Origin of the sequence: Pseudomonas sp. W2Aug9 (assembly GCF_023127755.1) — a bacterium.
In the GTDB taxonomy this organism is placed as follows: domain Bacteria; phylum Pseudomonadota; class Gammaproteobacteria; order Pseudomonadales; family Pseudomonadaceae; genus Aquipseudomonas; species Aquipseudomonas synxantha_A.
Map to the genome: position 1 here is coordinate 204,528 of NZ_SPKL01000001.1, position 21,949 is coordinate 226,476.

The 21,949-nt window shown below is 61.4% G+C and carries 22 protein-coding genes; 7 read left to right on the plus strand and 15 right to left on the minus strand.

The features are described from left to right. Positions 1 to 65 precede the first annotated feature (65 nt). Complete coding sequence (locus tag E3O56_RS00905; RefSeq protein ID WP_005791730.1) at positions 66 to 383, minus strand: hypothetical protein; 318 nt, start codon at positions 381 to 383, stop codon at positions 66 to 68. Positions 384 to 644: 261 nt separating this feature from the next. Here E3O56_RS00905 and leuS point away from each other — a divergent pair, with 261 nt between their 5' ends. From leuS to E3O56_RS00930, 5 genes are all read left to right on the plus strand, one after another. Further along, complete coding sequence (leuS, locus tag E3O56_RS00910; protein ID WP_005791732.1) at positions 645 to 3,251, plus strand: leucine--tRNA ligase; 2,607 nt, start codon at positions 645 to 647, stop codon at positions 3,249 to 3,251. Positions 3,252 to 3,340: 89 nt separating this feature from the next. After that, positions 3,341 to 3,946 carry an LPS assembly lipoprotein LptE gene (gene lptE / locus E3O56_RS00915; RefSeq protein WP_032879303.1) on the plus strand — a complete coding sequence of 202 codons (606 nt, stop codon included), beginning with the start codon at positions 3,341 to 3,343 and terminating at the stop codon, positions 3,944 to 3,946. A gap of 39 nt (positions 3,947 to 3,985) precedes the next feature. Then, positions 3,986 to 5,023: a DNA polymerase III subunit delta gene (holA, locus tag E3O56_RS00920; protein WP_005791737.1), complete on the plus strand. Its 1,038-nt coding sequence runs from the start codon at positions 3,986 to 3,988 to the stop codon at positions 5,021 to 5,023. 214 nt (positions 5,024 to 5,237) lie between these two features. Continuing rightward, positions 5,238 to 5,402 carry an alternative ribosome rescue factor ArfA gene (gene arfA / locus E3O56_RS00925; RefSeq protein WP_003176285.1) on the plus strand — a complete coding sequence of 55 codons (165 nt, stop codon included), beginning with the start codon at positions 5,238 to 5,240 and terminating at the stop codon, positions 5,400 to 5,402. Between the two features lie 62 nt (positions 5,403 to 5,464). Further along, positions 5,465 to 6,790 (plus strand): lytic murein transglycosylase, encoded by a 1,326-nt coding sequence (locus E3O56_RS00930; RefSeq protein ID WP_148854014.1) that lies wholly within the window; start codon positions 5,465 to 5,467, stop codon positions 6,788 to 6,790. Positions 6,791 to 6,860: 70 nt separating this feature from the next. On the opposite strand, the gene E3O56_RS00935 is transcribed toward E3O56_RS00930, so the two are convergent. The 13 genes from E3O56_RS00935 to E3O56_RS00995 form a co-directional block, all read right to left on the minus strand. Then, positions 6,861 to 7,781 carry an LD-carboxypeptidase gene (locus E3O56_RS00935; RefSeq protein WP_248127625.1) on the minus strand — a complete coding sequence of 307 codons (921 nt, stop codon included), beginning with the start codon at positions 7,779 to 7,781 and terminating at the stop codon, positions 6,861 to 6,863. 153 nt (positions 7,782 to 7,934) lie between these two features. After that, the gene (gene lipA / locus E3O56_RS00940) at positions 7,935 to 8,936 is read right to left on the minus strand and encodes a lipoyl synthase (protein WP_248127645.1); all 1,002 of its coding nucleotides are present in this window, start codon (positions 8,934 to 8,936) and stop codon (positions 7,935 to 7,937) included. A gap of 25 nt (positions 8,937 to 8,961) precedes the next feature. Further along, a complete protein-coding gene (gene lipB, locus E3O56_RS00945; protein ID WP_032879294.1) occupies positions 8,962 to 9,609 on the minus strand; it encodes a lipoyl(octanoyl) transferase LipB in 648 nt (215 codons plus the stop codon). Then, positions 9,609 to 9,890, minus strand: a complete 282-nt coding sequence (locus E3O56_RS00950; RefSeq protein ID WP_005791752.1) for a DUF493 domain-containing protein — start codon at positions 9,888 to 9,890, stop codon at positions 9,609 to 9,611. The genes lipB and E3O56_RS00950 overlap by 1 nt, the downstream gene beginning before the upstream one ends. A gap of 85 nt (positions 9,891 to 9,975) precedes the next feature. Beyond that, positions 9,976 to 11,133 carry a D-alanyl-D-alanine carboxypeptidase family protein gene (locus E3O56_RS00955; protein ID WP_005791754.1) on the minus strand — a complete coding sequence of 386 codons (1,158 nt, stop codon included), beginning with the start codon at positions 11,131 to 11,133 and terminating at the stop codon, positions 9,976 to 9,978. A 180-nt stretch (positions 11,134 to 11,313) separates the two neighbouring features. Further along, a complete protein-coding gene (locus E3O56_RS00960) occupies positions 11,314 to 12,318 on the minus strand; it encodes a septal ring lytic transglycosylase RlpA family protein (protein ID WP_103734857.1) in 1,005 nt (334 codons plus the stop codon). Further along, a complete protein-coding gene (gene mltB, locus E3O56_RS00965) occupies positions 12,318 to 13,328 on the minus strand; it encodes a lytic murein transglycosylase B (RefSeq protein WP_005791758.1) in 1,011 nt (336 codons plus the stop codon). The genes E3O56_RS00960 and mltB overlap by 1 nt, the downstream gene beginning before the upstream one ends. Positions 13,329 to 13,345: 17 nt before the next feature. Then, the gene (gene rodA / locus E3O56_RS00970; protein ID WP_050549432.1) at positions 13,346 to 14,449 is read right to left on the minus strand and encodes a rod shape-determining protein RodA; all 1,104 of its coding nucleotides are present in this window, start codon (positions 14,447 to 14,449) and stop codon (positions 13,346 to 13,348) included. A 31-nt stretch (positions 14,450 to 14,480) separates the two neighbouring features. Then, positions 14,481 to 16,379: a penicillin-binding protein 2 gene (mrdA, locus tag E3O56_RS00975; protein ID WP_032879291.1), complete on the minus strand. Its 1,899-nt coding sequence runs from the start codon at positions 16,377 to 16,379 to the stop codon at positions 14,481 to 14,483. 15 nt (positions 16,380 to 16,394) lie between these two features. Beyond that, on the minus strand, positions 16,395 to 16,862 hold the full coding sequence (gene rlmH, locus E3O56_RS00980) for a 23S rRNA (pseudouridine(1915)-N(3))-methyltransferase RlmH (RefSeq protein ID WP_003176297.1): 468 nt from the start codon (positions 16,860 to 16,862) through the stop codon (positions 16,395 to 16,397). Positions 16,863 to 16,871: 9 nt separating this feature from the next. Next, positions 16,872 to 17,366 carry a ribosome silencing factor gene (gene rsfS / locus E3O56_RS00985; protein WP_003176298.1) on the minus strand — a complete coding sequence of 165 codons (495 nt, stop codon included), beginning with the start codon at positions 17,364 to 17,366 and terminating at the stop codon, positions 16,872 to 16,874. Between the two features lie 66 nt (positions 17,367 to 17,432). Beyond that, positions 17,433 to 18,077 carry a nicotinate-nucleotide adenylyltransferase gene (gene nadD / locus E3O56_RS00990; RefSeq protein WP_032879289.1) on the minus strand — a complete coding sequence of 215 codons (645 nt, stop codon included), beginning with the start codon at positions 18,075 to 18,077 and terminating at the stop codon, positions 17,433 to 17,435. Beyond that, positions 18,077 to 19,342, minus strand: a complete 1,266-nt coding sequence (locus E3O56_RS00995) for a glutamate-5-semialdehyde dehydrogenase (RefSeq protein ID WP_005791769.1) — start codon at positions 19,340 to 19,342, stop codon at positions 18,077 to 18,079. Before E3O56_RS00995 ends, nadD begins: the two co-directional genes overlap by 1 nt. A gap of 174 nt (positions 19,343 to 19,516) precedes the next feature. On the opposite strand from E3O56_RS00995, the gene E3O56_RS01000 reads away from it, so the two are divergent. Next, the gene (locus E3O56_RS01000) at positions 19,517 to 20,200 is read left to right on the plus strand and encodes a DNA-3-methyladenine glycosylase (protein WP_223018204.1); all 684 of its coding nucleotides are present in this window, start codon (positions 19,517 to 19,519) and stop codon (positions 20,198 to 20,200) included. 141 nt (positions 20,201 to 20,341) lie between these two features. Beyond that, on the plus strand, positions 20,342 to 21,658 hold the full coding sequence (locus tag E3O56_RS01005; RefSeq protein WP_032879286.1) for a bifunctional DedA family/phosphatase PAP2 family protein: 1,317 nt from the start codon (positions 20,342 to 20,344) through the stop codon (positions 21,656 to 21,658). Here E3O56_RS01005 and E3O56_RS01010 read toward each other — a convergent pair. After that, positions 21,652 to 21,867 carry a hypothetical protein gene (locus E3O56_RS01010; RefSeq protein WP_032881203.1) on the minus strand — a complete coding sequence of 72 codons (216 nt, stop codon included), beginning with the start codon at positions 21,865 to 21,867 and terminating at the stop codon, positions 21,652 to 21,654. The genes E3O56_RS01005 and E3O56_RS01010 overlap by 7 nt on opposite strands. Between the last annotated feature and the right edge of the window lie 82 nt (positions 21,868 to 21,949).

The window sequence follows — 21,949 nt, forward strand, 5'->3', positions numbered from 1 at the left end:
GCAACGCGATCAAGCGACAATCTTTACCAGCCTGTTTCGACAACGTTAATGGATAGTACTGTGCTTCACTTGCACCGTACGGACCGGGACCTTTCCGGGCCGCGACCGGCCGCCAAGTCTTTGAGCCAAATGACCTTGGCCGAACGAGGAGGCTCCTGGGCTGGCGGGGAGGCCTGCCCATGAGAGGCGCGGTGTTGATTCAACTCCAGGTAAGTCCTGATCAATTCAAGCTCTGCCTGGCTCAAGCCTCGCAACTCCAGCTCCAGAGGCCGCTCATCACGCAATCGGCCTGCGGTTCTTGCAGCATCCAATGCCCGACCCAAACGGTCGATCAGTCCTTCATACAATTGCGGTTTCGTTAGAGTTCGCTGCGATTCAACCATCCCCTCACCTCATTGAAGAAATACTTGCTCCCCAATAAACAGCGTAGCCCCCGTTGCTGCACCTGCCCGGTGCCGCGACAGACGGCCCTTGCCGCGCAATCAGGGTTTCCCTCGATAGAGTGGGGTCATGTATGCTACGGCGCTTCCTGTAACTCCACTTCCCGCAGGGTTTGGGCACGGACGCGCCACTTTATGGTGTCGAACAACCCGGACTATGCACCGAAGAGGATTAGGCCACCCTTATTCAGTTCAAAAGTAGCCATGCACGAACAATATCAGCCCCGTGAAATAGAAAATGCCGCACAAACCTTCTGGGACGAGCAAAAGTCCTTTGAAGTCAGCGAACAGCCAGGCAAGGAGACTTACTACTGCCTATCGATGTTCCCTTACCCCAGCGGCAAGCTACACATGGGGCACGTGCGTAACTACACCATCGGCGACGTGATTTCCCGCTACCAGCGCATGCTCGGCAAAAATGTCCTGCAACCCATGGGTTGGGACGCCTTCGGTATGCCGGCGGAAAACGCCGCGATGAAAAACAACGTGGCGCCCGCCAAGTGGACCTACGAAAACATCGCCTACATGAAGACCCAGCTGCGCAGCCTGGGCCTGGCGGTGGACTGGTCCCGCGAGGTCACCACCTGCAAGCCCGATTACTACCGTTGGGAACAATGGCTGTTCACGCGCCTGTTCGAAAAAGGTGTGATCTACAAAAAGAGCGGTACCGTGAACTGGGACCCGATCGACCAGACCGTACTGGCCAACGAGCAGGTCATCGACGGTCGCGGCTGGCGCTCCGGCGCGCTGATCGAAAAGCGCGAAATCCCGATGTACTACTTCAAGATCACCGCCTACGCGGATGAACTGTTGTCGAGCCTCGACGATCTGCCGGGCTGGCCTGAACAGGTCAAGACCATGCAGCGCAACTGGATCGGCAAATCCAAGGGCATGGAAGTGCAGTTCCCGTATAACGTCGATTCCATCGGCGAAGCGGGCGCCCTGAAAGTCTTCACCACCCGTCCGGATACGCTGATGGGCGCGACTTACGTCGCGGTCGCCGCCGAACACCCGCTGGCCACCCAGGCGGCACAGAACAATCCCGAGCTGCAGGCGTTCATCGCCGAATGCAAGGGCGGCAGCGTGGCGGAAGCCGACGTCGCCACCCAGGAGAAAAAAGGCCTGCCGACCGGCCTGTTCGTCGAGCACCCGCTGACCGGCGAGAAACTGCCGGTATGGGTCGCCAACTATGTGCTGATGCACTACGGCGACGGCGCCGTCATGGCCGTGCCGGCCCACGACGAGCGCGATTTCGAATTCGCCACCAAATACAGCCTGCCGATCAAGTCGGTAGTACGTACCAGCTCGGGCGACACCAACCCAGCCCCGTGGCAAGACGCCTACGGCGAGCACGGCACCCTGATCAACTCCGGCGAATTTGACGGCCTGGACTTCCAGGGCGCCTTCGACGCCATCGAAGTCGCGCTGATCAAGAAGAACCTCGGTGCTTCGCGCACCCAGTTCCGCTTGCGCGACTGGGGGATCAGCCGCCAGCGCTACTGGGGCTGCCCGATCCCGATCATTCACTGCCAAACCTGCGGCGATGTACCGGTACCGGAAGACCAACTGCCCGTCGTGCTGCCTGAAGATGTAGTGCCAGATGGTGCTGGCTCGCCATTGGCGCGCATGCCCGAGTTCTACGAGTGCAACTGCCCGAAATGCGGCGCACCGGCCAAGCGTGAAACCGACACCATGGACACCTTCGTGGAGTCCTCCTGGTACTACGCCCGTTACGCTTCGCCGCACTATGAAGGTGGCCTGGTGGAGAAATCCGCAGCCGACCATTGGCTGCCGGTGGATCAGTACATCGGCGGTATCGAACACGCCATTCTCCACCTGCTGTACGCGCGCTTCTTCCACAAGCTGATGCGTGACGAAGGCCTGGTGAGCTCCGATGAGCCGTTCAAGAACCTGCTGACCCAGGGCATGGTGATCGCCGATACCTACTATCGTCGCGAAGCCAATGGCGCCTACACCTGGTTCAACCCGGCGGACGTCGAACTTGAGCGTGACAGCAAAGCCAAGGTGATCAGCGCCAAACTGAAAGCCGACGGCCTGCCGGTGGAAATCGGTGGCACCGAGAAGATGGCCAAGTCCAAGAACAACGGCGTCGACCCACAGTCGATGATCGACCAGTTCGGCGCCGATACCTGCCGTCTGTTCATGATGTTCGCCTCGCCGCCCGACATGAGCGCCGAATGGTCCGACTCCGGCGTCGAAGGCTCGCACCGCTTCCTCAAGCGCGTCTGGCGCCTGGCCCATGCCCATGTCAGCCAGGGCTTGCCGGGCAAGCTGGACGTCGCGGCCTTGAACGACGAGCAGAAAGCCATTCGCCGCAGCACTCACCTGGCCATCCGCCAAGCGAGCCTGGACGTAGGGCAGAACCACAAGTTCAACACCGCCATCGCCCAGGTGATGACGCTGATGAACGTGCTGGAAAAAGCCCCGCAGGCCACCGAACTTGATCGCGCGCTGATTCACGAGGGCCTGGAAACGGTTACCCTGCTGCTCGCACCGATCACGCCGCATATCAGCCACGACCTGTGGAACCGCCTGGGCCACAGCGGCGCCGTCATCGATGCCGCCTGGCCGGTACAGGATGACAGCGCCCTGGTTCAGGACACGCTGCAACTGGTCATCCAGGTTAACGGTAAACTGCGCGGCCAGATCGACATGCCGGCCAGTGCCAGCCGTGAAGAGGTCGAAGCGGCTGCTCGCATCAACGAAAACGTGCTGCGCTTTACCGAAGGCTTGACGATCCGCAAAGTGATCGTGGTGCCCGGCAAACTGGTCAACATCGTCGCCAGCTAAATCGGATCGGGCGCGGGGCTTGGGCCCTGCGCCGAACTAAACCTTTAGGGCCTGGATAAGGCCCACCTGGTTTCAAGGGGAGCAACAAAATGATCAAACGCAATCTGCTGGTTATGGGCCTTGCCGTGCTGCTGAGCGCTTGCGGCTTCCAGCTGCGCGGCACCGGCACCAACGAGCTGTCGCTCAAGGAACTCGACGTCAGCGCCCGCAACGCCTATGGCGAAACCGTCACCCAGCTGCGCCAGACCCTGGAGAACAGCGGCGTGCACGTGTACAACGGCGCGACCTACAAACTGATCCTGACGGACGAGAAAGAAACCCAGCGCAATATCAGCTACGCCAGTGCCGGCCGTGCGTCCGATGTGGAGTTGAACACTGCGCTCTACTTCGAAGTACAGGGTCGCGATCAGTTGCCGCTGATGGGTGACAAGATCCAGGTGCAGAAAGTCGTGAGCCACGATGGCAATAACCTGGTGGGTTCGGACTCCGAGACCCTCCAGGTGCGCAAGGAAATGCGTCGTGAGCTGATCCAGCGCATGATGACTCGCCTGCAAATGCTGACCCCGGAAAAGCTCGCCGCCCTGCAGCAAACCGCCGACAACAAGGCCAAGGCTGACGCCGATGCCCTGAAAGCCGCGCAAGAGTATGAAGACAACACGCCGAAACAATCGCCTGTTGAAGTTCCTGTCGAGTAAGCCAGACGGGGCGCCCCTGGCGCCCCGTTCGCCCTGCCTATGAAACTCGCCCCCGCCCAACTCGCCAAACACCTGCAAGGTGGCCTCGCGCCTGTCTATATCGTCAGCGGTGATGACCCGCTGCTGTGCCAGGAAGCCGCCGACGCCATCCGCACTGCCGCGCGCCAGCAAGGCTTCGATGAACGTCAGGTATTCAGTGCTGACGCCAGTTTCGACTGGGGTACCCTGCTGCAAGCCGGCGCGAGCATGTCGCTGTTTGCCGAAAAGCGCCTGCTGGAGCTGCGCCTGCCCTCGGGCAAGCCGGGCGACAAAGGTGCGGCGGCGCTGATGGAGTACTGCTCGCGCCCTGCCGAAGACACCGTGCTGCTGATCAGCCTGCCCAAGCTCGACGGCAGCGCGCAGAAAACCAAGTGGGGCAAGGCACTGGTAGAAGGTGCGCAAACCCAGTTCATCCAGATCTGGCCTGTGGACAGCAACCAGTTGCCGCAGTGGATTCGTCAGCGCCTGTCACAATCGGGGCTGGCGGCGACACAAGATGCCGTGGAGCTGATCGCCGCCCGGGTCGAGGGCAACCTGCTTGCCGCCGCCCAGGAGATCGAAAAGCTCAAGCTGATGGCCGAGGATGGGCAGATCACCGTCGAAACCGTACAAGGCGCAGTGGCCGATAGCGCTCGCTTTGATGTGTTCGGCCTGGTCGATGCGATCCTCAACGGTGAGCCCGCCCACGCGCTGCGTATGCTTGAAGGCTTGCGTGGCGAAGGGGTGGAACCGCCGGTGATCCTCTGGGCCCTGGCCCGGGAGCTGCGAGTACTGGCGAATATCGCCTTGCAATACAGCCAGGGCACACCCCTGGACAAATGCTTCAGCCAGGCCAGGCCCCCGGTGTGGGACAAGCGCAAACCGCTGATGAGCAAAGCCCTGCAACGGCACTCGGCGCAACGCTGGGCGCAACTGTTGCTGGAAGCGCAACGCATCGATGCGCAGATCAAGGGCCAGGCAGCCGGCTCGCCGTGGATGAGCCTGAGCCGTTTGTCGCTATTGATGGCCGGCCAGCGCCTCACCCTGCCAGCCGAATAACCCTCTCTTGAAAACACCATAGATCCAATGTGGGAGGGGGCTTGCTCCCGATGGCAGTGTGTCAGGAATTTATGTTTCACTGATGTACCGCTATCGGGAGCAAGCCCCCTCCCACATTTGACCTGCGTACCTTTCCTACACTTCGCGGGGCTTTACAGCCGCTCAACTTAGGCAGATTATTTGCCCGCTCCACCACCCACAGAGACTAGACACCATGAGCAAAAAGCCATCCAAGCATGGCCCCAACAAGGCCAAATCCATCATCGCCCAGCCACTGTTCCGCAGCCGTCAGGAACGCGCCGGCAAGGGCAAAGGCAGCTACCGCCGCGAAGCCTTCCAGTCTAATAGCTGGGAGGCTTCTTACTTTCTGGCTGCCTGAAGGCAAGCGCCCCTCTGGCATGATAAGGTCTGTACCTGATTTGTAACCCCCTGGACCTGTGCATGCCCTCTAGTCTTTCTCGTCGTTGGCACCTACGCCAATTGATCGCTGCCTCCAGCCTCATTCTGCTTGTCGCCTGCGCGGAAAAACCCACCGCCGCGGACGCTCAGCCCCTGCCCAAGCTCCAGACGGCACCGGCTATCGCACCGGCTGTGGTAGCCCCCTTGGCAGTGGATAATCTTGATATCCAACCGACCCAGACCTTTGCCGAATGGCAGGCTGGCTTCCGTGCGCAAGCGCTGCAAGCCGGGATCACTGCGGCTGTGTTCGATAACGCTTTTGCCGGCGTCACCCCTGATATGGCGGTGATTCGCGCCGACCGCAGCCAACCGGAATTTTCCCGCCCGGTGTGGGAATACCTCGACGGCGCCCTGTCACCGGTGCGCGTGCGCAATGGTCAGGCGCTGCTGGTCAAGTACGCCGATATTCTGCAAAGCATCGAACAGCGCTATGGCGTCGACCGCCAGGCACTGGTCTCGGTGTGGGGCATGGAGAGCAACTTCGGCGCGTTCCAGGGCAATAATTCGGTGATCCGCTCCCTGGCCACCCTGGCCTATGAAGGCCGTCGCCCGGCCTTTGCCCAGGCGCAGCTGCTGGCAGCGCTGCAGATCATCCAGCATGGTGATATTCAGGCCGACCAGATGAAAGGTTCCTGGGCCGGTGCGATGGGCCAGACGCAGTTTATCCCGACCACCTATAACACCCATGCGGTGGACTTTGACGGTGATGGTCGTCGCGATATCTGGAACAGCCCGTCCGACGCCCTCGCCTCCACGGCGCATTACCTGCAAAGCTCCGGGTGGCAGAAAGGCCAGCCATGGGGCGTTGAAGTGCAGCCGCTGCCGTCGGGCTTCGACTACAGCCTGGCCGATGGCGGCGTGCGCAAGACCGTGGCGCAATGGCTGCAACTGGGCATCCAACTCCCCCCTGGCGTGAGCCTGCCGGCCAATGTCGACCAGTTGTCCGCCGCCCTGCTGTTACCGGCTGGCTACCGTGGCCCGGCATTCCTGGTATTGGATAACTTCCGCGCAATCCTCAAGTACAACAATTCGTCGTCCTATGCGCTGGCGGTTGGCCTATTGTCGGAGCGATTTGGCGGCGGCGGTGTGATTCGTGGCAGTTGGCCCAAAGATGAGCTGCCGCTGAGCCGCTCCCAGCGTATCGACCTGCAAACGGCACTCAGCGCCAAAGGCTATGACGCCGGTAACCCGGATGGGATTATCGGCGCCAATACGCGCAAGGCGATTCGCGCGGCGCAGCAGGCGTTGGGCTGGCCGGCGGATGGGTATCCGACGGTGAAGTTGCTGGAATCACTGCAGGACCGATAGATCTGCTTAGGGCAACTACCGCCATCGGGGGCAAGCCCCCCCGATGGCGGTTTAGAAGACTGTAAAAAACTCAGGGGTTGAACACTACATCCTGCTCCAACACCACCCGCCGCTCCCCCGCATCCAAGCGCACCAAAGCACCCATCGGCAACGTCAGGTTGGGGTCGCAATGCCCACTGCGCCAGCCGGCCAGCACCGGAACGCACAGGGGTTCGAAGGTCTGCTTCAGCAACCGCTCCAGCGCACCGTTATCCACACCCGCCACATCCCCTACCAGCACACCGGCGACCTGGGCCAGCTTGCCGGCCAGGCGCAGGTGAGTCAGCAGGCGGTCGATACGATAAAGCGGCTCGTTGACGTCCTCGATAAACAGGATGATGCCTTCGGCGTCTATTTCATACGGCGTGCCCATTGTTGCAGCAATCATCGACAGATTACCGCCCAGCAAGCGCCCACAGGCAATGCCTGGCTCGATCGTGGTCAATGGGTAGGCCACCGGGTGCGCAAGCACACTGCCGGCGCCCAGTTGGCCACGCAGCAGGCTGAACAGGGAGGATTCGGTTGGCTGTTGCTTGTCGCCCAGCAGGTCGGCATTGAGCATCGGCCCGTGGAATGTGACAAAGCCGGCGTAACGGTTGATCGCCAGGTGCAAGGCGGTGATATCGCTGTAACCCACGAATGGTTTGGGGTGGGCGCGCAGCAGGTCGAAGTCCAGCGCGTCGAGCAAGCGTGGCGTACCGTAGCCGCCGCGCAGGCAGAAGATGGCATCGACGTCAGGGTTGGCGAAGGCGGCGTGCAGGTCGCGCAGGCGCACTTCATCGCTGCCGGCCAGGTAGCCGTCGCGCTCGTATACACCGGGGTAAATGCGCAGGTCGTAACCGCGGGCACGCATCCATTGCCCGGCTTTTTCAACGTCCAGCGCGGCAGGGCCAGCGGGGGCGATCAGGCCGATGGTGCCTTCGGGGCGCAGTGCAGGTACGGCGGCGGTCATCTATGGTTCTCCCTATATGACGCAGAACGAAATGTGGGAGCTGGCTTGCCTGCGATGCAAGCGCCTCGGTGTATCAGTGACACCGAGGTGATGCTATCGCAGGCAAGCCAGCTCCCACACAAGCCAGCATTTCACATTGATTCTGGGGGCGGCTTACGAAACCAGGCTCGCCTTGACCAGCTTGGCCTGCTCGTCGGCGTGGTACGAAGAACGCACCAACGGGCCCGACGCCACGTTCTTGAAGCCCATCTTGTAACCTTCCTCGGCGAACCAGGCGAAGGTGTCCGGGTGCACGAAACGCTGCACCGGCAAGTGGCTGCGCGATGGTTGCAGGTACTGGCCCAGGGTCAGCATGTCGATGTCGTGTTCGCGCATGCGCTTCATGACGTCGATGACTTCTTCGTCGGTCTCGCCCAGGCCCAGCATCAAGCCGGATTTGGTCGGGATGTGCGGCATCATCTGCTTGAATTTCTGCAGCAGGGTCAGCGACCACTGGTAGTCCGAACCCGGACGCGCAGCCTTGTACAGGCGCGGTACGGTTTCCAGGTTGTGGTTGAACACATCCGGCGGCTCGGCGGCGGTGATTTCCAGAGCCACGTCCATACGGCCACGGTAGTCCGGCACCAGGGTTTCGAGCATCACGTTGGGCGACAGCTTGCGGATCTCACGGATGCAGTCGGCGAAGTGCTGGGCACCGCCGTCGCGCAGGTCGTCACGGTCGACCGACGTGATCACCACGTACTTGAGTTTCAGGTCGGCGATGGCGATGGCCAGGCTTTCTGGCTCGTTGACGTCCAATGGCTTCGGACGGCCGTGGCCTACGTCGCAGAATGGGCAACGACGGGTGCAGATGTCGCCCATGATCATGAACGTGGCGGTGCCGCCAGAGAAGCATTCACCCAGGTTCGGGCAGGACGCTTCTTCGCATACGCTGTGCAGTTTGTGTTTGCGCAGCAGGGACTTGATACGGTCGACTTCCGGCGAAACCGGGATGCGCACGCGAATCCAGTCGGGCTTCTTCGGCAGTTCGGTGGTCGGGATGATCTTGACCGGGATGCGTGCAACCTTCTCGGCGCCGCGCAGCTTGACGCCGGCTTCCACCTTGGCACGCGGGGCCGGGGCTGGACGCTCAGTGATGTCCAGCGTCGGGATCATGGTTTGCACAACATCAGTAGTCATATCAATCGATTCCGCCCGTCAGGGTCGTCTGCTCTGCATAGTCGAGGTGTTTGACGAGCTGCGCGCGCAGCCGGGCACTAACCTCGGCAAATTTAATCGGTGTGGCATGATCGCTCAGTTGGGTCATCGCCAGCCCGGCATAACCGCACGGGTTGATCCGCCGGAACGGCGCCAGGTCCATGTCCACGTTCAAGGCCAGGCCATGAAAGGAACAACCGTGGCGAATACGCAGCCCCAGAGAGGCGATTTTCGCGCCGTCTACATACACACCGGGTGCATCGGGCTTGGCCGCGGCGGTCACGCCATAACTGGCCAGCAGCTCGATCAGGCAAGCCTCCATGCGGCTGACCAGGTCGCGCACGCCAAAACCCAGCTTGCGCACATCCAGCAACAGGTAAGCCACCAATTGCCCTGGGCCATGGTAAGTCACTTGGCCACCCCGGTCGACCTGCACCACCGGAATATCACCCGGAAGTAACAGATGCTCGGCCTTGCCGGCCTGCCCCTGGGTGAATACCGGCGGGTGTTCCACCAGCCAGATTTCATCCGGGGCAGAGGTGCCGCGCTCGTTGGTAAAGCGCTGCATGGCATGCCAGACCGGCTCGTAGGCCATCTGGCCGAGCTCGCGAAAGCCCAGAACGTGCGACATCACAGCACCATGTGCACGAAGCCGGTGGCCCGCAGTTCGCTGTTGATGTTGTAGAGCTGGTCCTGATCGGTCGCAACGATGTGCAACTGAATCGTGGTGTACTTGCCGGTGGAGCTTTGACGCTCGTCCACGCGGTTGTCGTTGATCGTCGCGTGTTTCCTGACGATTTCGAGAATCTTGTCCTTGCGGCCGACACCGGTATCGCTGATCACCTTGACGGGATAATCCGTCACAGGGAATTCGATCTTTGGCGCCTTTACTTCTACGTCTTTATCGGTCATGGCAGAACAGCCTCGTAAGCGCTAAGCCGTGGCGACGGGCAAAGCCCCGCGCTGGATCAACGCGGGGCTTTGCAGGTGCACACAATCAGTTGAACAAGCCGTAGAAGAATAGACGGATGCTATCCCATACGCGGCGGAAGATACCACCTTCCTCGACAGCGTCCAGCGCGATCAGGTCGGCGCTGTGCACCACCTTGTCGTCCAGCTTGACTTCGACTTTACCGATCACGTCACCCTTGGCGATTGGGGCAACCAATTGCGGGTTCAGGGTCATGCTGGCGGCGAGCTTTTTCAGCTGGCCTTTAGGCATGGTCAGGGTCAGGTCGTCGGCCAGGCCGGCCTTGACTTGGGAGGTGGCGCCTTTCCATACCGGCGCGGTCGCAAGCTCGGCACCCTTCTGGTAGAAGGTCTGGGTTTCGAAGAAGCGGAAGCCGTAGGTCAGCAGTTTTTGCGTCTCGGCCGCACGGGCCTGTTCGCTGTTGGTGCCGAATACCACGGCGATCAGGCGCTGGCCATCACGCACAGCGGACGACACCATGCAGTAACCGGCTTCGTCGGTGTGGCCGGTTTTCAGGCCGTCGACGGTCTTGTCGCGCCACAGCAGCAGGTTGCGGTTAGGCTGCTTAATGTTGTTCCAGAAGAACTCCTTCTGGGAGTAGATCGCGTAGTGCACCGGGTCAACGCGGATGATCGCGCGCGCCAGGATCGCCATGTCGTGAGCCGACGAATAGTGCTCTGGGTTCGGCAGGCCGGTCGGGTTCATGAAGTGGCTGTTGGTCATGCCCAGGTCGGCGGCAGTCTTGTTCATCACGTCGGCGAACGCATCTTCGCTGCCGGCGATGTGCTCGGCCAGGGCGACGCTGGCGTCGTTGCCGGACTGGATGATGATGCCGTGCAACAGGTCACTGACGGTGACTTGCGAGCCGACCTTGATGAACATCCGCGAACCACCGGTACGCCAGGCGTTTTCGCTGACGGTGACCGGATCGTTCTCGCCGATCTGGCCGCGACGGATTTCCAGGGTCGCGATATAGGCAGTCATCAGCTTGGTCAGGCTGGCTGGCGGCAGGCGTACATCACCGCCGTTTTCGACCAGCACGTTGCCACTGGCGGCGTCCATGAGGACCCACGACTTGGCGGCCAGTTGCGGGGAGGCCGGCACCATTTCAACCGCCCAGGCGGCCGGGGTGATGATCAGCGAGATAAGCAGGCACGTGCGTTTGGCTAAGGTGGTGATGTTCATCCGTCTCTCGAAATTGCTTATGGAAACTTGCCCTCGCGGGCAAAACTATTCAGACAGCCCGCTTCCAGACTGTCACGTGTTCGGTTGCCCGCTCACCCCTTGCCCCTGGGTTTTTATTGTTCAACGAGCCAACAACCTGGACTCAAGCGCGCAGGCGCACCTGAGCCATCAATCCGTTACTTATTCTGCGGTGACCACGCTGGGTTGCCCCAGGTTGGCCAGGCGGACGCTGTTCTGCACTTGCGCCACTTCACTTGGCGAACCGATCGGGCCCATGCGTACACGGTGCAACGTTTGCTGGTTACGCACGATGGAGCTGATGAAGACCGGCGCGCTGACCATACCGCTGAGCTTGGACCTTAACAGTTCTGCCGCATCCGGGTTGGCGAAAGCACCGACCTGCAGGTATTGCCCGCCCGCCATCGAGGCGCCCGGTGCTGCGTGAGGGACGACGACGGTATCCGGAGCATGTTGCGCCGGCGGCGGCGTCCACTGCTCGATCTTGCCGGTCGAGGCCGTCACTTGCGGTTGGGGGGTTGCCGGTTCGTTAAGCATCAACGGCGCCGGCTTGCCACGCTGGGCCCAATACTGCGCCGGGTCGATGCCCTCGACTTTCACCCGTGCAGTGCCGGTTTCGGCGTAGCCAAGCTTCTTGGCCGCGGCGTAGGACAAATCGATGATCCGGTCCGAATAGAACGGCCCGCGGTCGTTGACCCGCAGGATCACCGTACGGTTGTTGTCCAGGTTGGTAACGCGAACATAGCTGGGAAGCGGCAGGGTCTTGTGGGCCGCGCTCATGCCGTACAGGTCATACACTTCGCCGTTGGCGGTGTTCTGGCCATGAAACTTGGTGCCGTACCAGGACGCGGTGCCGGACTGCACGTAGGTCTTGGATTCCTGCAGCGGGAAGTAATTCTTGCCCAGCACGGTGTAGGGGTTGGCCTTGTAGGGGCCGGTGTGCAGGGTCGGCGTGGCATCCGGGATTTTCGAGACATCCACATCCCACCACGGCGCGCCGTCTTTGTGCGCACGGTTGATGTCCAGGCCCGGCTGGGCGCGCACCACCGTGCCACCGGCCTTCTTGGCAGGCGCACGGTTAGGGGTCGTGGAGCAACTGGCAACCAGCAAGGACAACGCGGCGAACGCCACCAGCTTGAGCGGTTTTTTGAACGGCGATACCCGCATTACTTGTTGCCCCGTGCTTGAACCAGCTCATCTGACAGCTGATGCACGGCCATGGCGTACATCACACTGCGGTTATAACGCGTGATTGCGTAGAAATTCTTCAGGCCCATCCAGTATTCCGGGCCGTTTGCACCTTCCAGGCGGAATGCCGTCACCGGCATGTCGTCGCGTGGCGCATTCTGACTCGACCAGCCCAGCGCTCGCAACTCCCCGACGGTCTTGACCGGCTCGATACCCTGGGTCAAGCCTTCATCGGCGCGCTCACCTGTGACATCGGCGCGGATAACCACCGGCTCGCCGCCAACCCAGCCGTGACGCTTGAAGTAGCTGGCCACGCTGCCGATGGCGTCGTCGGGGTTGCTCCAGATATTGATATGGCCGTCGCCGTCAAAGTCCACCGCATAGGCGCGAAAGCTGCTCGGCATGAACTGCGGCAAGCCCATCGCGCCGGCGTACGAGCCCTTGAGTGTCATCGGGTCGACCTGTTCTTCGCGGGCCAGCAGCAGGAATTCGCGCAGCTCCTTGCGGAAGAATTCGGCACGCGGCGGGTAATCGAAGCCCAGGGTCGACAAGGCGTCGATCACCCGGTAGCTGCCGGTATTGCGGCCGTAGAACGTTTCAATGCCGATGATCGAGACGATGACCTGGGCCGGCACGCCGTATTCCTGCTCGGCGCGGGCCAGGACGGCTTCATGCTGGCGCCAGAAGTCCACGCCGCGGGCAATACGTGCGTCAGTAAGGAACATCGGGCGATATTCCTTCCACTGCTTCACGCGTTCGGCGGGGCGGGAAATGGCGTCGAGGATCGCCTGCTTTTTCTGGGCTTCGCGGAACACGCCCATCAGTTGCTCGCCAGCAAAACCGTAGTCGCGGGTCATCTCACCGACAAATTCGGCGACCTGGGGTGAACCATCGTAGTCACCGGCCTGCGCCTCTTGCGTTGCCCCCAGCAGCCCAATCAGGCCCATCCAGGTCGCATGCCGAGTCGCCCAGCCGCGCATTACTTGCATTGACATCTTCACCTTATTCAAACCTGTGCGATCCACTTGCGATGCGTATGAATCGACATCAAAACCCCAAACGCTGACAGCAATGTCACCAGCGAAGTTCCGCCGTAGCTAATGAATGGCAACGGCACCCCAACCACCGGCAGCAGGCCACTGACCATACCGATGTTGACGAAAACGTAAACAAAAAAAGTCATGGTCAGGCTGCCGGCAAGCAATTTACCGAACAGCGTCTGCGCCTGGGCGGTAATCACCAGGCCGCGACCAATCAACAGCAGATAGATCAACAATAAGGCGCAAATGCCCACCAGGCCGAACTCTTCGCCCATCACCGCGATGATGAAGTCGGTATGACTTTCGGGCAAGAAGTCCAGATGGGACTGGGTGCCCAGCAACCAGCCTTTGCCGAATACGCCGCCGGAACCGATGGCCGCCTTGGACTGGATGATGTTCCAGCCGGTGCCCAACGGGTCGCTCTCCGGGTCGAGGAACGTCAGGATCCGTTGCTTCTGATAGTCGTGCATGAAGAAGAACCACATGGCCACGGCCACGGGGACGGCAGCGGCCAGCACGCTGAGGATCCAGCGCCAGCGCAAGCCCCCCATAAACAGCACGAACGCGCCACCGGCCAGAATCAGCAATGAGGTGCCAAGGTCAGGCTGGCGCACGATCAGAATAAACGGCACGCCGATTAGAAGCAGGCTGATCACCACGTGCTTGAGCTGTGGCGGCAAGGTGCGCTTGGACAAGTACCAGGCGATGGTGGCCGGCATCAGGATCTTCATGAATTCCGAGGGTTGGAAGCGAATCACCCCGGGAATGTTGATCCAGCGCGTGGCTCCCATGGCGTTATGGCCCATGACATCCACCACCACCAGCAGCAACACGCCGGCGACATACCCCAGCGGCACCCAACGCGCCATGAAGCGTGGTTCAAGCTGGGCGATCACCACCATCGACAACAGGCCCAGGCCAAACGAGGACGCCTGTTTGATCAGCAGGTCCCAGTTCTTGCCGCTGGCCGAATACAGCACGAACAGGCTGCCGGCCGCCAAGGTCAGCAGCAGGATCAGCAGGGGGCCATCAATGTGCATGCGTTGCAGCAACGTCGCACGGCGACGCATCACATCCTCGCTGGAGAGGATGCGGTCAAAATTACTCTTCACGGGCCGTAACCTCGGGGCTTGATGGGGGGCCGCCATATTCGGGCTTGAGCTTGCCATCCTCGGCCAACAGCCAGGCATCCATGATCTGCCGCACCACGGGCGCCGCGACGCCAGAGCCGGACTCACCGTTCTCGACCATCACCGAGACCACGATTTTCGGGTCGTCAGCCGGGGCGAAGCCGACAAACAAGGCGTGGTCGCGGTGACGCTCCTGAACCTTGGAACGGTCATATTTTTCGCCCTGCTTGATCGCGACCACCTGGGCCGTACCACTCTTGCCGGCGATGCGGTATTGCGCGCCGGCTGCCGCCTTGCGTGCGGTACCCCGTGCGCCGTGCATGACTTGCTGCATGCCGTGGTTGACCTTGGCCCAGTCCGACGGGTCGCGCAGCACAATATCGGGAATCGGGTTGTCGTCTACCGGCTTTTCGCCTTCGATGGTCTTGGCCAGGTGCGGCCGATTCCAGATGCCTTTATTGGCCACCAGCGCCGTGGCCTGGGCCAGTTGCAGCGGCGTGGCCTGCATATAGCCCTGGCCGATCCCCAGGATCAGGGTTTCACCCGGGAACCATGCCTGACGGCGCGTCGCACGCTTCCATTCCCGCGACGGCATCAGGCCGGGAGACTCTTCGAACATGTCCAGAGAGACTTTCTGACCGAGGCCGAACTTGCCCATGTAGGCAGACAGGCGATCGATCCCCAGCTTGTGGGCCAGGTCGTAAAAATAGGTGTCGTTGGAGCGCATGATCGCGGTGTCCAGGTCGACATAGCCGTCACCGGAGCGGTTCCAGTTACGGTATTTGTGATCATAGTTGGGCAGCATGTAGTAGCCGGGGTCATAGACCCGACTGGAGGCCGTGACCACGCCGGAATCCAGGCCGGCGATCGCCACCGCCGGCTTGATGGTCGAACCCGGTGGATACAGGCCGCGCAATACGCGGTTGAACAGCGGTCGATCGATGGAGTCGCGCAGCTCGGCGTAGGCCTTGAAGCTGATGCCGGTGACGAACAGGTTAGGGTCGAAACTCGGCTGACTGACCATCGCCAGCACTTCGCCGGTTTTCGGGTCCAGCGCCACCACGGCGCCACGCCGGCCACCCAGGGCCATCTCGGCCGCTTCCTGCAACTTGATGTCCAGGCTCAGCACAATGTCCTTGCCCGGTATCGGGTCGGTGCGCTTGAGCACGCGCAAGACGCGGCCGCGGGCGTTGGTCTCGACTTCTTCGTAACCCACCTGGCCGTGCAGCTCGGGCTCGTAGAAACGCTCGATGCCGGTCTTGCCGATATGATGGGTGCCGCTGTAATTGACCGGGTCGAGGGTTTTAAGCTCTTTCTCGTTGATCCGCCCCATATAGCCGACCGAGTGGGCAAAGTGCGCCCCCTGCGGATAGTGGCGCACCAACTGCGCCACCACTTCCACACCCGGCAGACGGAACTGGTTCACGGCGATTCGGGCGATCTGCTCTTCGGTCAGCTCGAACAGGATCGGCACCGGCTCGAACGGCCGGCGCCCCTGCTTCATGCGTTTCTCGAAGATCACCCGGTCTTCCGGCGTCAGTTGCAGCACCTCGACAATCACATCGAGCACCTGCTGCCAGTCGCCGGAACGCTCACGGGTCATGCTCAGGCTGAAGCTGGGGCGGTTATCCGCGACCACCACGCCATTGCGGTCGAAGATCAGCCCACGGGTCGGCGGAATCGGCTGCACATGCACCCGGTTGTTTTCCGACAGCGTGGAGTGATAGTCGTACTGGATCACCTGCAGGAAATACAGACGCGCAATCAGCACGCACATCAACGCCACCACCAAAATCGCACCGAACACCACCCGCGCGCGTACCAGACGTGCGTCTTTCTCGTGGTCCTTGATGCGGATCGGCTGGGTCATCGGGGGCAGCGCAGACTATTTGTGGTAAGGGTGCCCGGACAGAACTGTCCAGGCGCGATACAGCTGTTCACCGATCAGAATCCTTACCAACGGGTGCGGCAATGTCAGCGCCGACAACGACCAGCGCTGATCGGCTCGCGCGCAGACTTCCGGCGCAAGCCCCTCGGGGCCACCGACCATGAAGTTGACCGTACGCGAATCCAGGCGCCAGCGATCCAGTTCCACCGCCAACTGCTCGGTGCTCCAGGGCTTGCCGTGCACTTCGAGAGTGACGATACGCTCGTTGGGGCCGACCTTGGCCAGCATGGCTTCGCCTTCCTGGCGAATAAAGCGCGCCACATCGGCGTTCTTGCCCCGGGTATTGAGCGGTATTTCCACCAGTTCAAGCGACAGCTCAGCGGGCAGACGCTTGGCATACTCGTGCCAGCCTTCTTCCACCCACTTGGGCATGCGTGAACCGACAGCGATCAGACGCAGGCGCACAGCCGTTCCTTATTCCTGGTCTTTGTTGAGCTTGTCGAAGTGCGCGTGGCCCACTTCCGGGCTGTGGTGCTTGCCATCGGCGGCACGGCTCTGCTCGGCGCCTTTCCACAGACGTTCCAGGTCGTAGAACTGGCGGGCGTTGGAGGTCATCATGTGAACGATCACATCGTCCATGTCCAGCAGTACCCAGTCGCTGTCGCCCTTGCCTTCCTCACCCAGAGGCTTCACGCCCTGGGCTTTGACGGCTTCGCGAACCTTGTCGAGCATCGCGCCGATCTGGCGGTTGGAGGTACCGGTGGCGATGATCATGAAGTCGGTGATGCTTTGCTTGTCGCGTACGTCCAGCACCTGGATGTCCTGGGCCTTAACGTCTTCCAGGGCGGCCACGGCCACTTTCACCAGCTCTTCGCCAGCCAATTCCGGGCCCACGTGGGCTTCAACCGGCAGCGGTGCGCTTTTGAAGGTGCCTTTGCGCTTAACTTTGCTTACGTCTTTGTTCGTCATATAAAACTCGTTTTGCTCGTATGTTCGGGCGCTTGCTGCACGGTTCGTGCGTTCAAGCGCGCCTTTTCAGTTCGACGCACGGTAAAGCCCGTGCGCATCGATGTAGGCCAGGACCGCGTCAGGCACCAGGAAACGTACCGACTTACCGCTGGCCAGCAGTTGACGGATCTGGGTGGCGGACACCGCAAGCGGGGTCTGCCAGACGAATGCAATATTCCCGTTCGGCCCGGTCAGGGCCAAGGGGTCACTTACCGACCGCGCGGCCAGCAGGTTGCGCAAGGCATCCGGCGGTTCGCTGTCGGCATCCGGGCGTTGCAAAACCAGGATGTGGCAATGCTGGAGGAGCTCCTCCCAGCGGTGCCAAGAGGGCAGGCCGCAAAATGCGTCCCAGCCCAAAAGCAGAAACAACTGGTCATCTGCGGCCATCTCGGCGCGCATCAGCTCCAGGGTGTCGACAGTGTAGGACGGTTTATCGCGCTTGAGCTCGCGGTCGTCCACCATCAACGGCTGTATGCCCTCTACGGCCACCTGCACCATTTCCAGACGCTGTTGCGCGGACACCTGCGGCGTATCGCGATGCGGCGGCCGAAAATTGGGCAGCAGCCGCACCTCGTCCAGCGCCAGGGCATCGGCGACTTCCAGGGCACTGCGCAAATGGCCGATGTGCACGGGGTCGAAAGTACCGCCGAGCAGCCCGATGCGTTTAGCCATCAAGTGCGCACATGACCGTCGCCGAACACTACGTACTTCTCGCTGGTCAGCCCTTCAAGGCCAACCGGGCCGCGTGCATGGAGCTTGTCGGTGGAGATACCGATCTCCGCCCCCAGGCCATACTCGAAGCCGTCGGCAAAACGTGTCGAGGCGTTGATCATCACCGAAGCGGAGTCCACTTCATTGAGGAAACGCCGGGCATCGCTGAAATGCTCGGAAACAATGGCGTCGGTGTGCTTGGAGCCGTATTTATTGATGTGTTCGATGGCCTGATCCAGGTCGTCGACGATGCGAATCGACAGGATCGGCGCCGTGTATTCGGTGTACCAGTCTTGTTCAGTCGCTTCGATCACATCGCTGCCGAGCAGTGCACGGGTACGCTCGCAGCCACGCAGTTCCACGCCCTTGTCACGGTAGATGGCAGCCAGCGGCGGCAGCACGCGCTCGGCAATGCCGGCGTGCACCAGCAGGGTTTCCATGGTGTTGCACGGCGCGTAGCGGTGGGTCTTGGCGTTGTCGGCAATGCGAATCGCCTTGTCGAGGTCGGCGGCTATGTCGATGAAGACGTGGCACACGCCGTCCAGATGCTTGATGACTGGCACCTTGGCATCGCGGCTGACGCGCTCGATCAGGCTCTTGCCGCCACGGGGCACAATCACGTCGACGAATTCCGGCATGGTGATCAACGCGCCCACAGCCGCGCGGTCGGTGGTTTCCACCACTTGCACCACTTCAGCTGGCAACTCGGCCACGGCCAGGCCTTGCTGGATGCAGGCGGCGATAGCACGGTTGGAATTGATCGCCTCGGAGCCGCCTCGCAGGATGGTAGCGTTGCCCGACTTCAGGCACAGGCTCGCGGCGTCGATGGTCACGTTCGGACGCGACTCGTAGATGATGCCGATCACACCCAGCGGCACGCGCATCTTGCCGACCTGGATACCGGACGGCAGGTAGCGCATGTCGCGGATTTCACCGATGGGGTCAGGCAGCTTGGCCACCTGACGCAGGCCTTCGATCATGTCGTCGATACGTGCCGGGGTCAGTGCCAGGCGATCCAGCAAGGCAGGTTCCAGGCCATTGGCGCGACCGTTGGCCAAGTCCAGTTCATTGGCAGCGGTCAACTCGGAGCGCGAAGCATCCAGAGCATCGGCAGCCGCCAGCAGCGCACGGTTCTTCTGCGCAGTGCTCGCACGGGCGATCAACCGCGAGGCCTGACGGGCAGCGCGACCCAGGCGGGTCATGTAGTCAAGAACGGACTCAGTCATGGTCAGGGAGTCTTGGCAAAGAGGAAAGCGGCAGATTATAGCTGTGACGCCGCTCGACTGACAGCGGTGAGGGGCGGATGGTCGAAATGAACTGTAAAAACCCGGGGTTCAGCGGTAATTAAGGTGAGAGTTGTTATTATTCCGTCACATTTAGCCGTAATAACCCTGAACGCCATGCCCGGACTTAACGCCCCACTCCCCGCAAGCGCCCTGCCCGACGGCTTCTTCGACCGCGATGCACAACTGCTCGCGCAAGAACTGTTGGGGAAAATCATTCGCCACCGTGTCGGTGATCTCTGGCTTTCGGCGCGAATTATTGAAACCGAAGCCTATTACGTGGCCGAAAAAGGCAGCCATGCGTCGCTGGGCTACACAGAAAAGCGTAAGGCTTTGTTTCTGGATGGCGGTCATATCTATATGTACTACGCCAGGGGCGGTGATTCCCTGAACTTCAGCGCCCACGGCCCGGGGAATGCCGTGCTGATCAAGTCGGCTTACCCGTGGGTCGATGAACTCTGCGGGCCGGCGAGCCTGGCGCAAATGCTGTTGAACAACCCCAACCCCGACGGCAGCCCGCGCCCGGCGCAGAAGCTGTGCGCCGGGCAGACCCTGTTGTGCAAGGCACTGGGCCTGAAAGTGCCGATGTGGGACGCCAAGCGCTTCGATCAGGAACTGCTGTATGTCGAAGATGTGGGCCAGGTGCCCACACAGATTATCCAGACCACCCGGCTGGGCATTCCCAGCGGGCGCGATGAACACTTGATGTACCGCTTCGTCGATGCCGGCTATGCGCCGTATTGCACGCGGAACCCGCTGCGCCGCGGGCAGGTCGAAGGCCGCGATTATTTTTTGATCTAACGGGCGACACATCCCATGTGGGAGCTGGCTTGCCTGCGATAGCGGTGGGCCAGGCAACTTCCATGCTGGCCATGCCGCAGCCATCGCGGGCAAGCCAGCTCCCACAGTGGAAATTCACCGTCTCATTATGGAGTGGATTGTATGGGCCAATGGCTCGATAGCATCACCGGCTGGCTGACCCTGAACCCGCAATGGCTGGCAGCCGCGGTGTTTATTGTCGCGTGCGTGGAGTGCCTGGCCATTGCCGGGCTGATCGTGCCGGGCACGGTATTGCTGTTTGCGATTGCCGCACTGGCCGGCAGCGGTGCGTTGTCACTGAGTGAAACCCTGCTGCTGGGCTTCCTCGGCGGTCTATTGGGCGACGGGGTTTCCTACTACCTGGGCCGACATTTCCATCAGAACATCCGGCGCTTGCCGGGCCTGCGACATCATCCGGAATGGATGAATGGCGCAGAAACCTACTTCCACAAGTACGGAATCGCCAGCTTGCTGGTCGGGCGCTTCATCGGGCCATTGCGCCCCATGCTGCCGATGGTCGCCGGTATGTGCGACATGCCGTTCCCGCGCTTTGCGATCGTCAGCCTGATCGCCGCCGCCGGTTGGTCAGTGGCGTATCTGCTGCCGGGCTGGGCAGCCGGTGCCGCGTTCCGCCTGCCCTTGCCGGAAGGTTTCTGGCCGGAAGCGGCGATTGTCGCGGCGTGCCTGGCGGCGCTATTGGGATTGAGTTTGAACAGCAGCCTGCGCGCCCATCGTCGCGCAACGTTGTGGATCGGTTGTGCCAGCCTGACCCTGCTGATCGCGCTGTTTATCGGCTACCCGCATCTCAATGACTTCGATCAGGGCCTGAGCGCCCTGGTGCAGGAGCATCGCAGCCCGTGGCTGGATGAGGTGATGGTGCGGATCACGCAATTGGGCGAGTTCAAGAAAATGTTCGTCGCCAGCGCGGTGTTCACCGCCCTGTTGTTTGTGGCCCGGCAATGGCGCCACGCGCTGTTTGTGGGAGCGACCCTGGCAGGCGCGGCGGTGATCAACACCGGCACCAAGCTGTTTTTTGCCCGCGGCCGCCCGGAGATTCTGACCGACCCGTTGACCAGTTTCAGTATGCCCAGCGGCCATGCCTCCGGCGCTTTTGCGTTCTTCCTGGCGCTCGCGGTATTGGCCGGTCGCGGCCAACCCACGCGATTGCGCCTGACCTGGATGCTGCTGGGCTGCATACCCGCCGCATTCATTGCTCTGTCGCGGGTTTACCTGGGCGCTCACTGGCCCAGCGACATCCTCGCAGGCACGCTACTGGCCATGACGGTGTGTGCGTTCAGCCTGACCGTGATCCAGTACCGCAGCCCGCTGCCGGCAATGACGCAAAAAGCCTGGTGGCTGGTATTGCCGGCGGTGGTGGCGGTGCTCGGCTTCATTGCATTCACCGGCACCTCCCATGCATTGCTCAGGTACGCCTACTGACCCTTGGCCGGGCCAATCCAGTCCACTGAAGCAGAGCGACGCTCCACGCAACGCTCGCGTCGCTCCAGCAGCATCTCGTCGGCAATGTCGGCGGCGCGCTCGGCGATATACTCCGCGCCCCGGGTGGCGTCCTGCTGGAGCAATTGCGTGGTCACGCTGACAAAATACGTGTCCCAGGCGACTTGTTCCGATGGTGTCAGACGAATCATGGTCATCCCCGATCATTATGGTGTGATCGGAAAATATTGCAGGCGCCGCGCCTGAAATGACGTAGCAAAATCCGAAAGCAAC

Bases quoted from the DNA above. Each gene is read 5' to 3' on its own strand.
- E3O56_RS00905 (WP_005791730.1), bottom strand. From the start codon at position 383: ATGGTTGAATCGCAGCGAACTCTAACGAAACCGCAATTGTATGAAGGA.
- leuS (WP_005791732.1), top strand. From the start codon at position 645: ATGCACGAACAATATCAGCCCCGTGAAATAGAAAATGCCGCACAAACC.
- lptE (WP_032879303.1), top strand. From the start codon at position 3,341: ATGATCAAACGCAATCTGCTGGTTATGGGCCTTGCCGTGCTGCTGAGC.
- holA (WP_005791737.1), top strand. From the start codon at position 3,986: ATGAAACTCGCCCCCGCCCAACTCGCCAAACACCTGCAAGGTGGCCTC.
- arfA (WP_003176285.1), top strand. From the start codon at position 5,238: ATGAGCAAAAAGCCATCCAAGCATGGCCCCAACAAGGCCAAATCCATC.
- E3O56_RS00930 (WP_148854014.1), top strand. From the start codon at position 5,465: ATGCCCTCTAGTCTTTCTCGTCGTTGGCACCTACGCCAATTGATCGCT.
- E3O56_RS00935 (WP_248127625.1), bottom strand. From the start codon at position 7,781: ATGACCGCCGCCGTACCTGCACTGCGCCCCGAAGGCACCATCGGCCTG.
- lipA (WP_248127645.1), bottom strand. From the start codon at position 8,936: ATGATCCCGACGCTGGACATCACTGAGCGTCCAGCCCCGGCCCCGCGT.
- lipB (WP_032879294.1), bottom strand. From the start codon at position 9,609: ATGTCGCACGTTCTGGGCTTTCGCGAGCTCGGCCAGATGGCCTACGAG.
- E3O56_RS00950 (WP_005791752.1), bottom strand. From the start codon at position 9,890: ATGACCGATAAAGACGTAGAAGTAAAGGCGCCAAAGATCGAATTCCCT.
- E3O56_RS00955 (WP_005791754.1), bottom strand. From the start codon at position 11,133: ATGAACATCACCACCTTAGCCAAACGCACGTGCCTGCTTATCTCGCTG.
- E3O56_RS00960 (WP_103734857.1), bottom strand. From the start codon at position 12,318: ATGCGGGTATCGCCGTTCAAAAAACCGCTCAAGCTGGTGGCGTTCGCC.
- mltB (WP_005791758.1), bottom strand. From the start codon at position 13,328: ATGCAAGTAATGCGCGGCTGGGCGACTCGGCATGCGACCTGGATGGGC.
- rodA (WP_050549432.1), bottom strand. From the start codon at position 14,449: ATGCGTCGCCGTGCGACGTTGCTGCAACGCATGCACATTGATGGCCCC.
- mrdA (WP_032879291.1), bottom strand. From the start codon at position 16,379: ATGACCCAGCCGATCCGCATCAAGGACCACGAGAAAGACGCACGTCTG.
- rsfS (WP_003176298.1), bottom strand. From the start codon at position 17,366: ATGACGAACAAAGACGTAAGCAAAGTTAAGCGCAAAGGCACCTTCAAA.
- nadD (WP_032879289.1), bottom strand. From the start codon at position 18,077: ATGGCTAAACGCATCGGGCTGCTCGGCGGTACTTTCGACCCCGTGCAC.
- E3O56_RS00995 (WP_005791769.1), bottom strand. From the start codon at position 19,342: ATGACTGAGTCCGTTCTTGACTACATGACCCGCCTGGGTCGCGCTGCC.
- E3O56_RS01000 (WP_223018204.1), top strand. From the start codon at position 19,517: ATGCCCGGACTTAACGCCCCACTCCCCGCAAGCGCCCTGCCCGACGGC.
- E3O56_RS01005 (WP_032879286.1), top strand. From the start codon at position 20,342: ATGGGCCAATGGCTCGATAGCATCACCGGCTGGCTGACCCTGAACCCG.
- E3O56_RS01010 (WP_032881203.1), bottom strand. From the start codon at position 21,867: ATGATTCGTCTGACACCATCGGAACAAGTCGCCTGGGACACGTATTTT.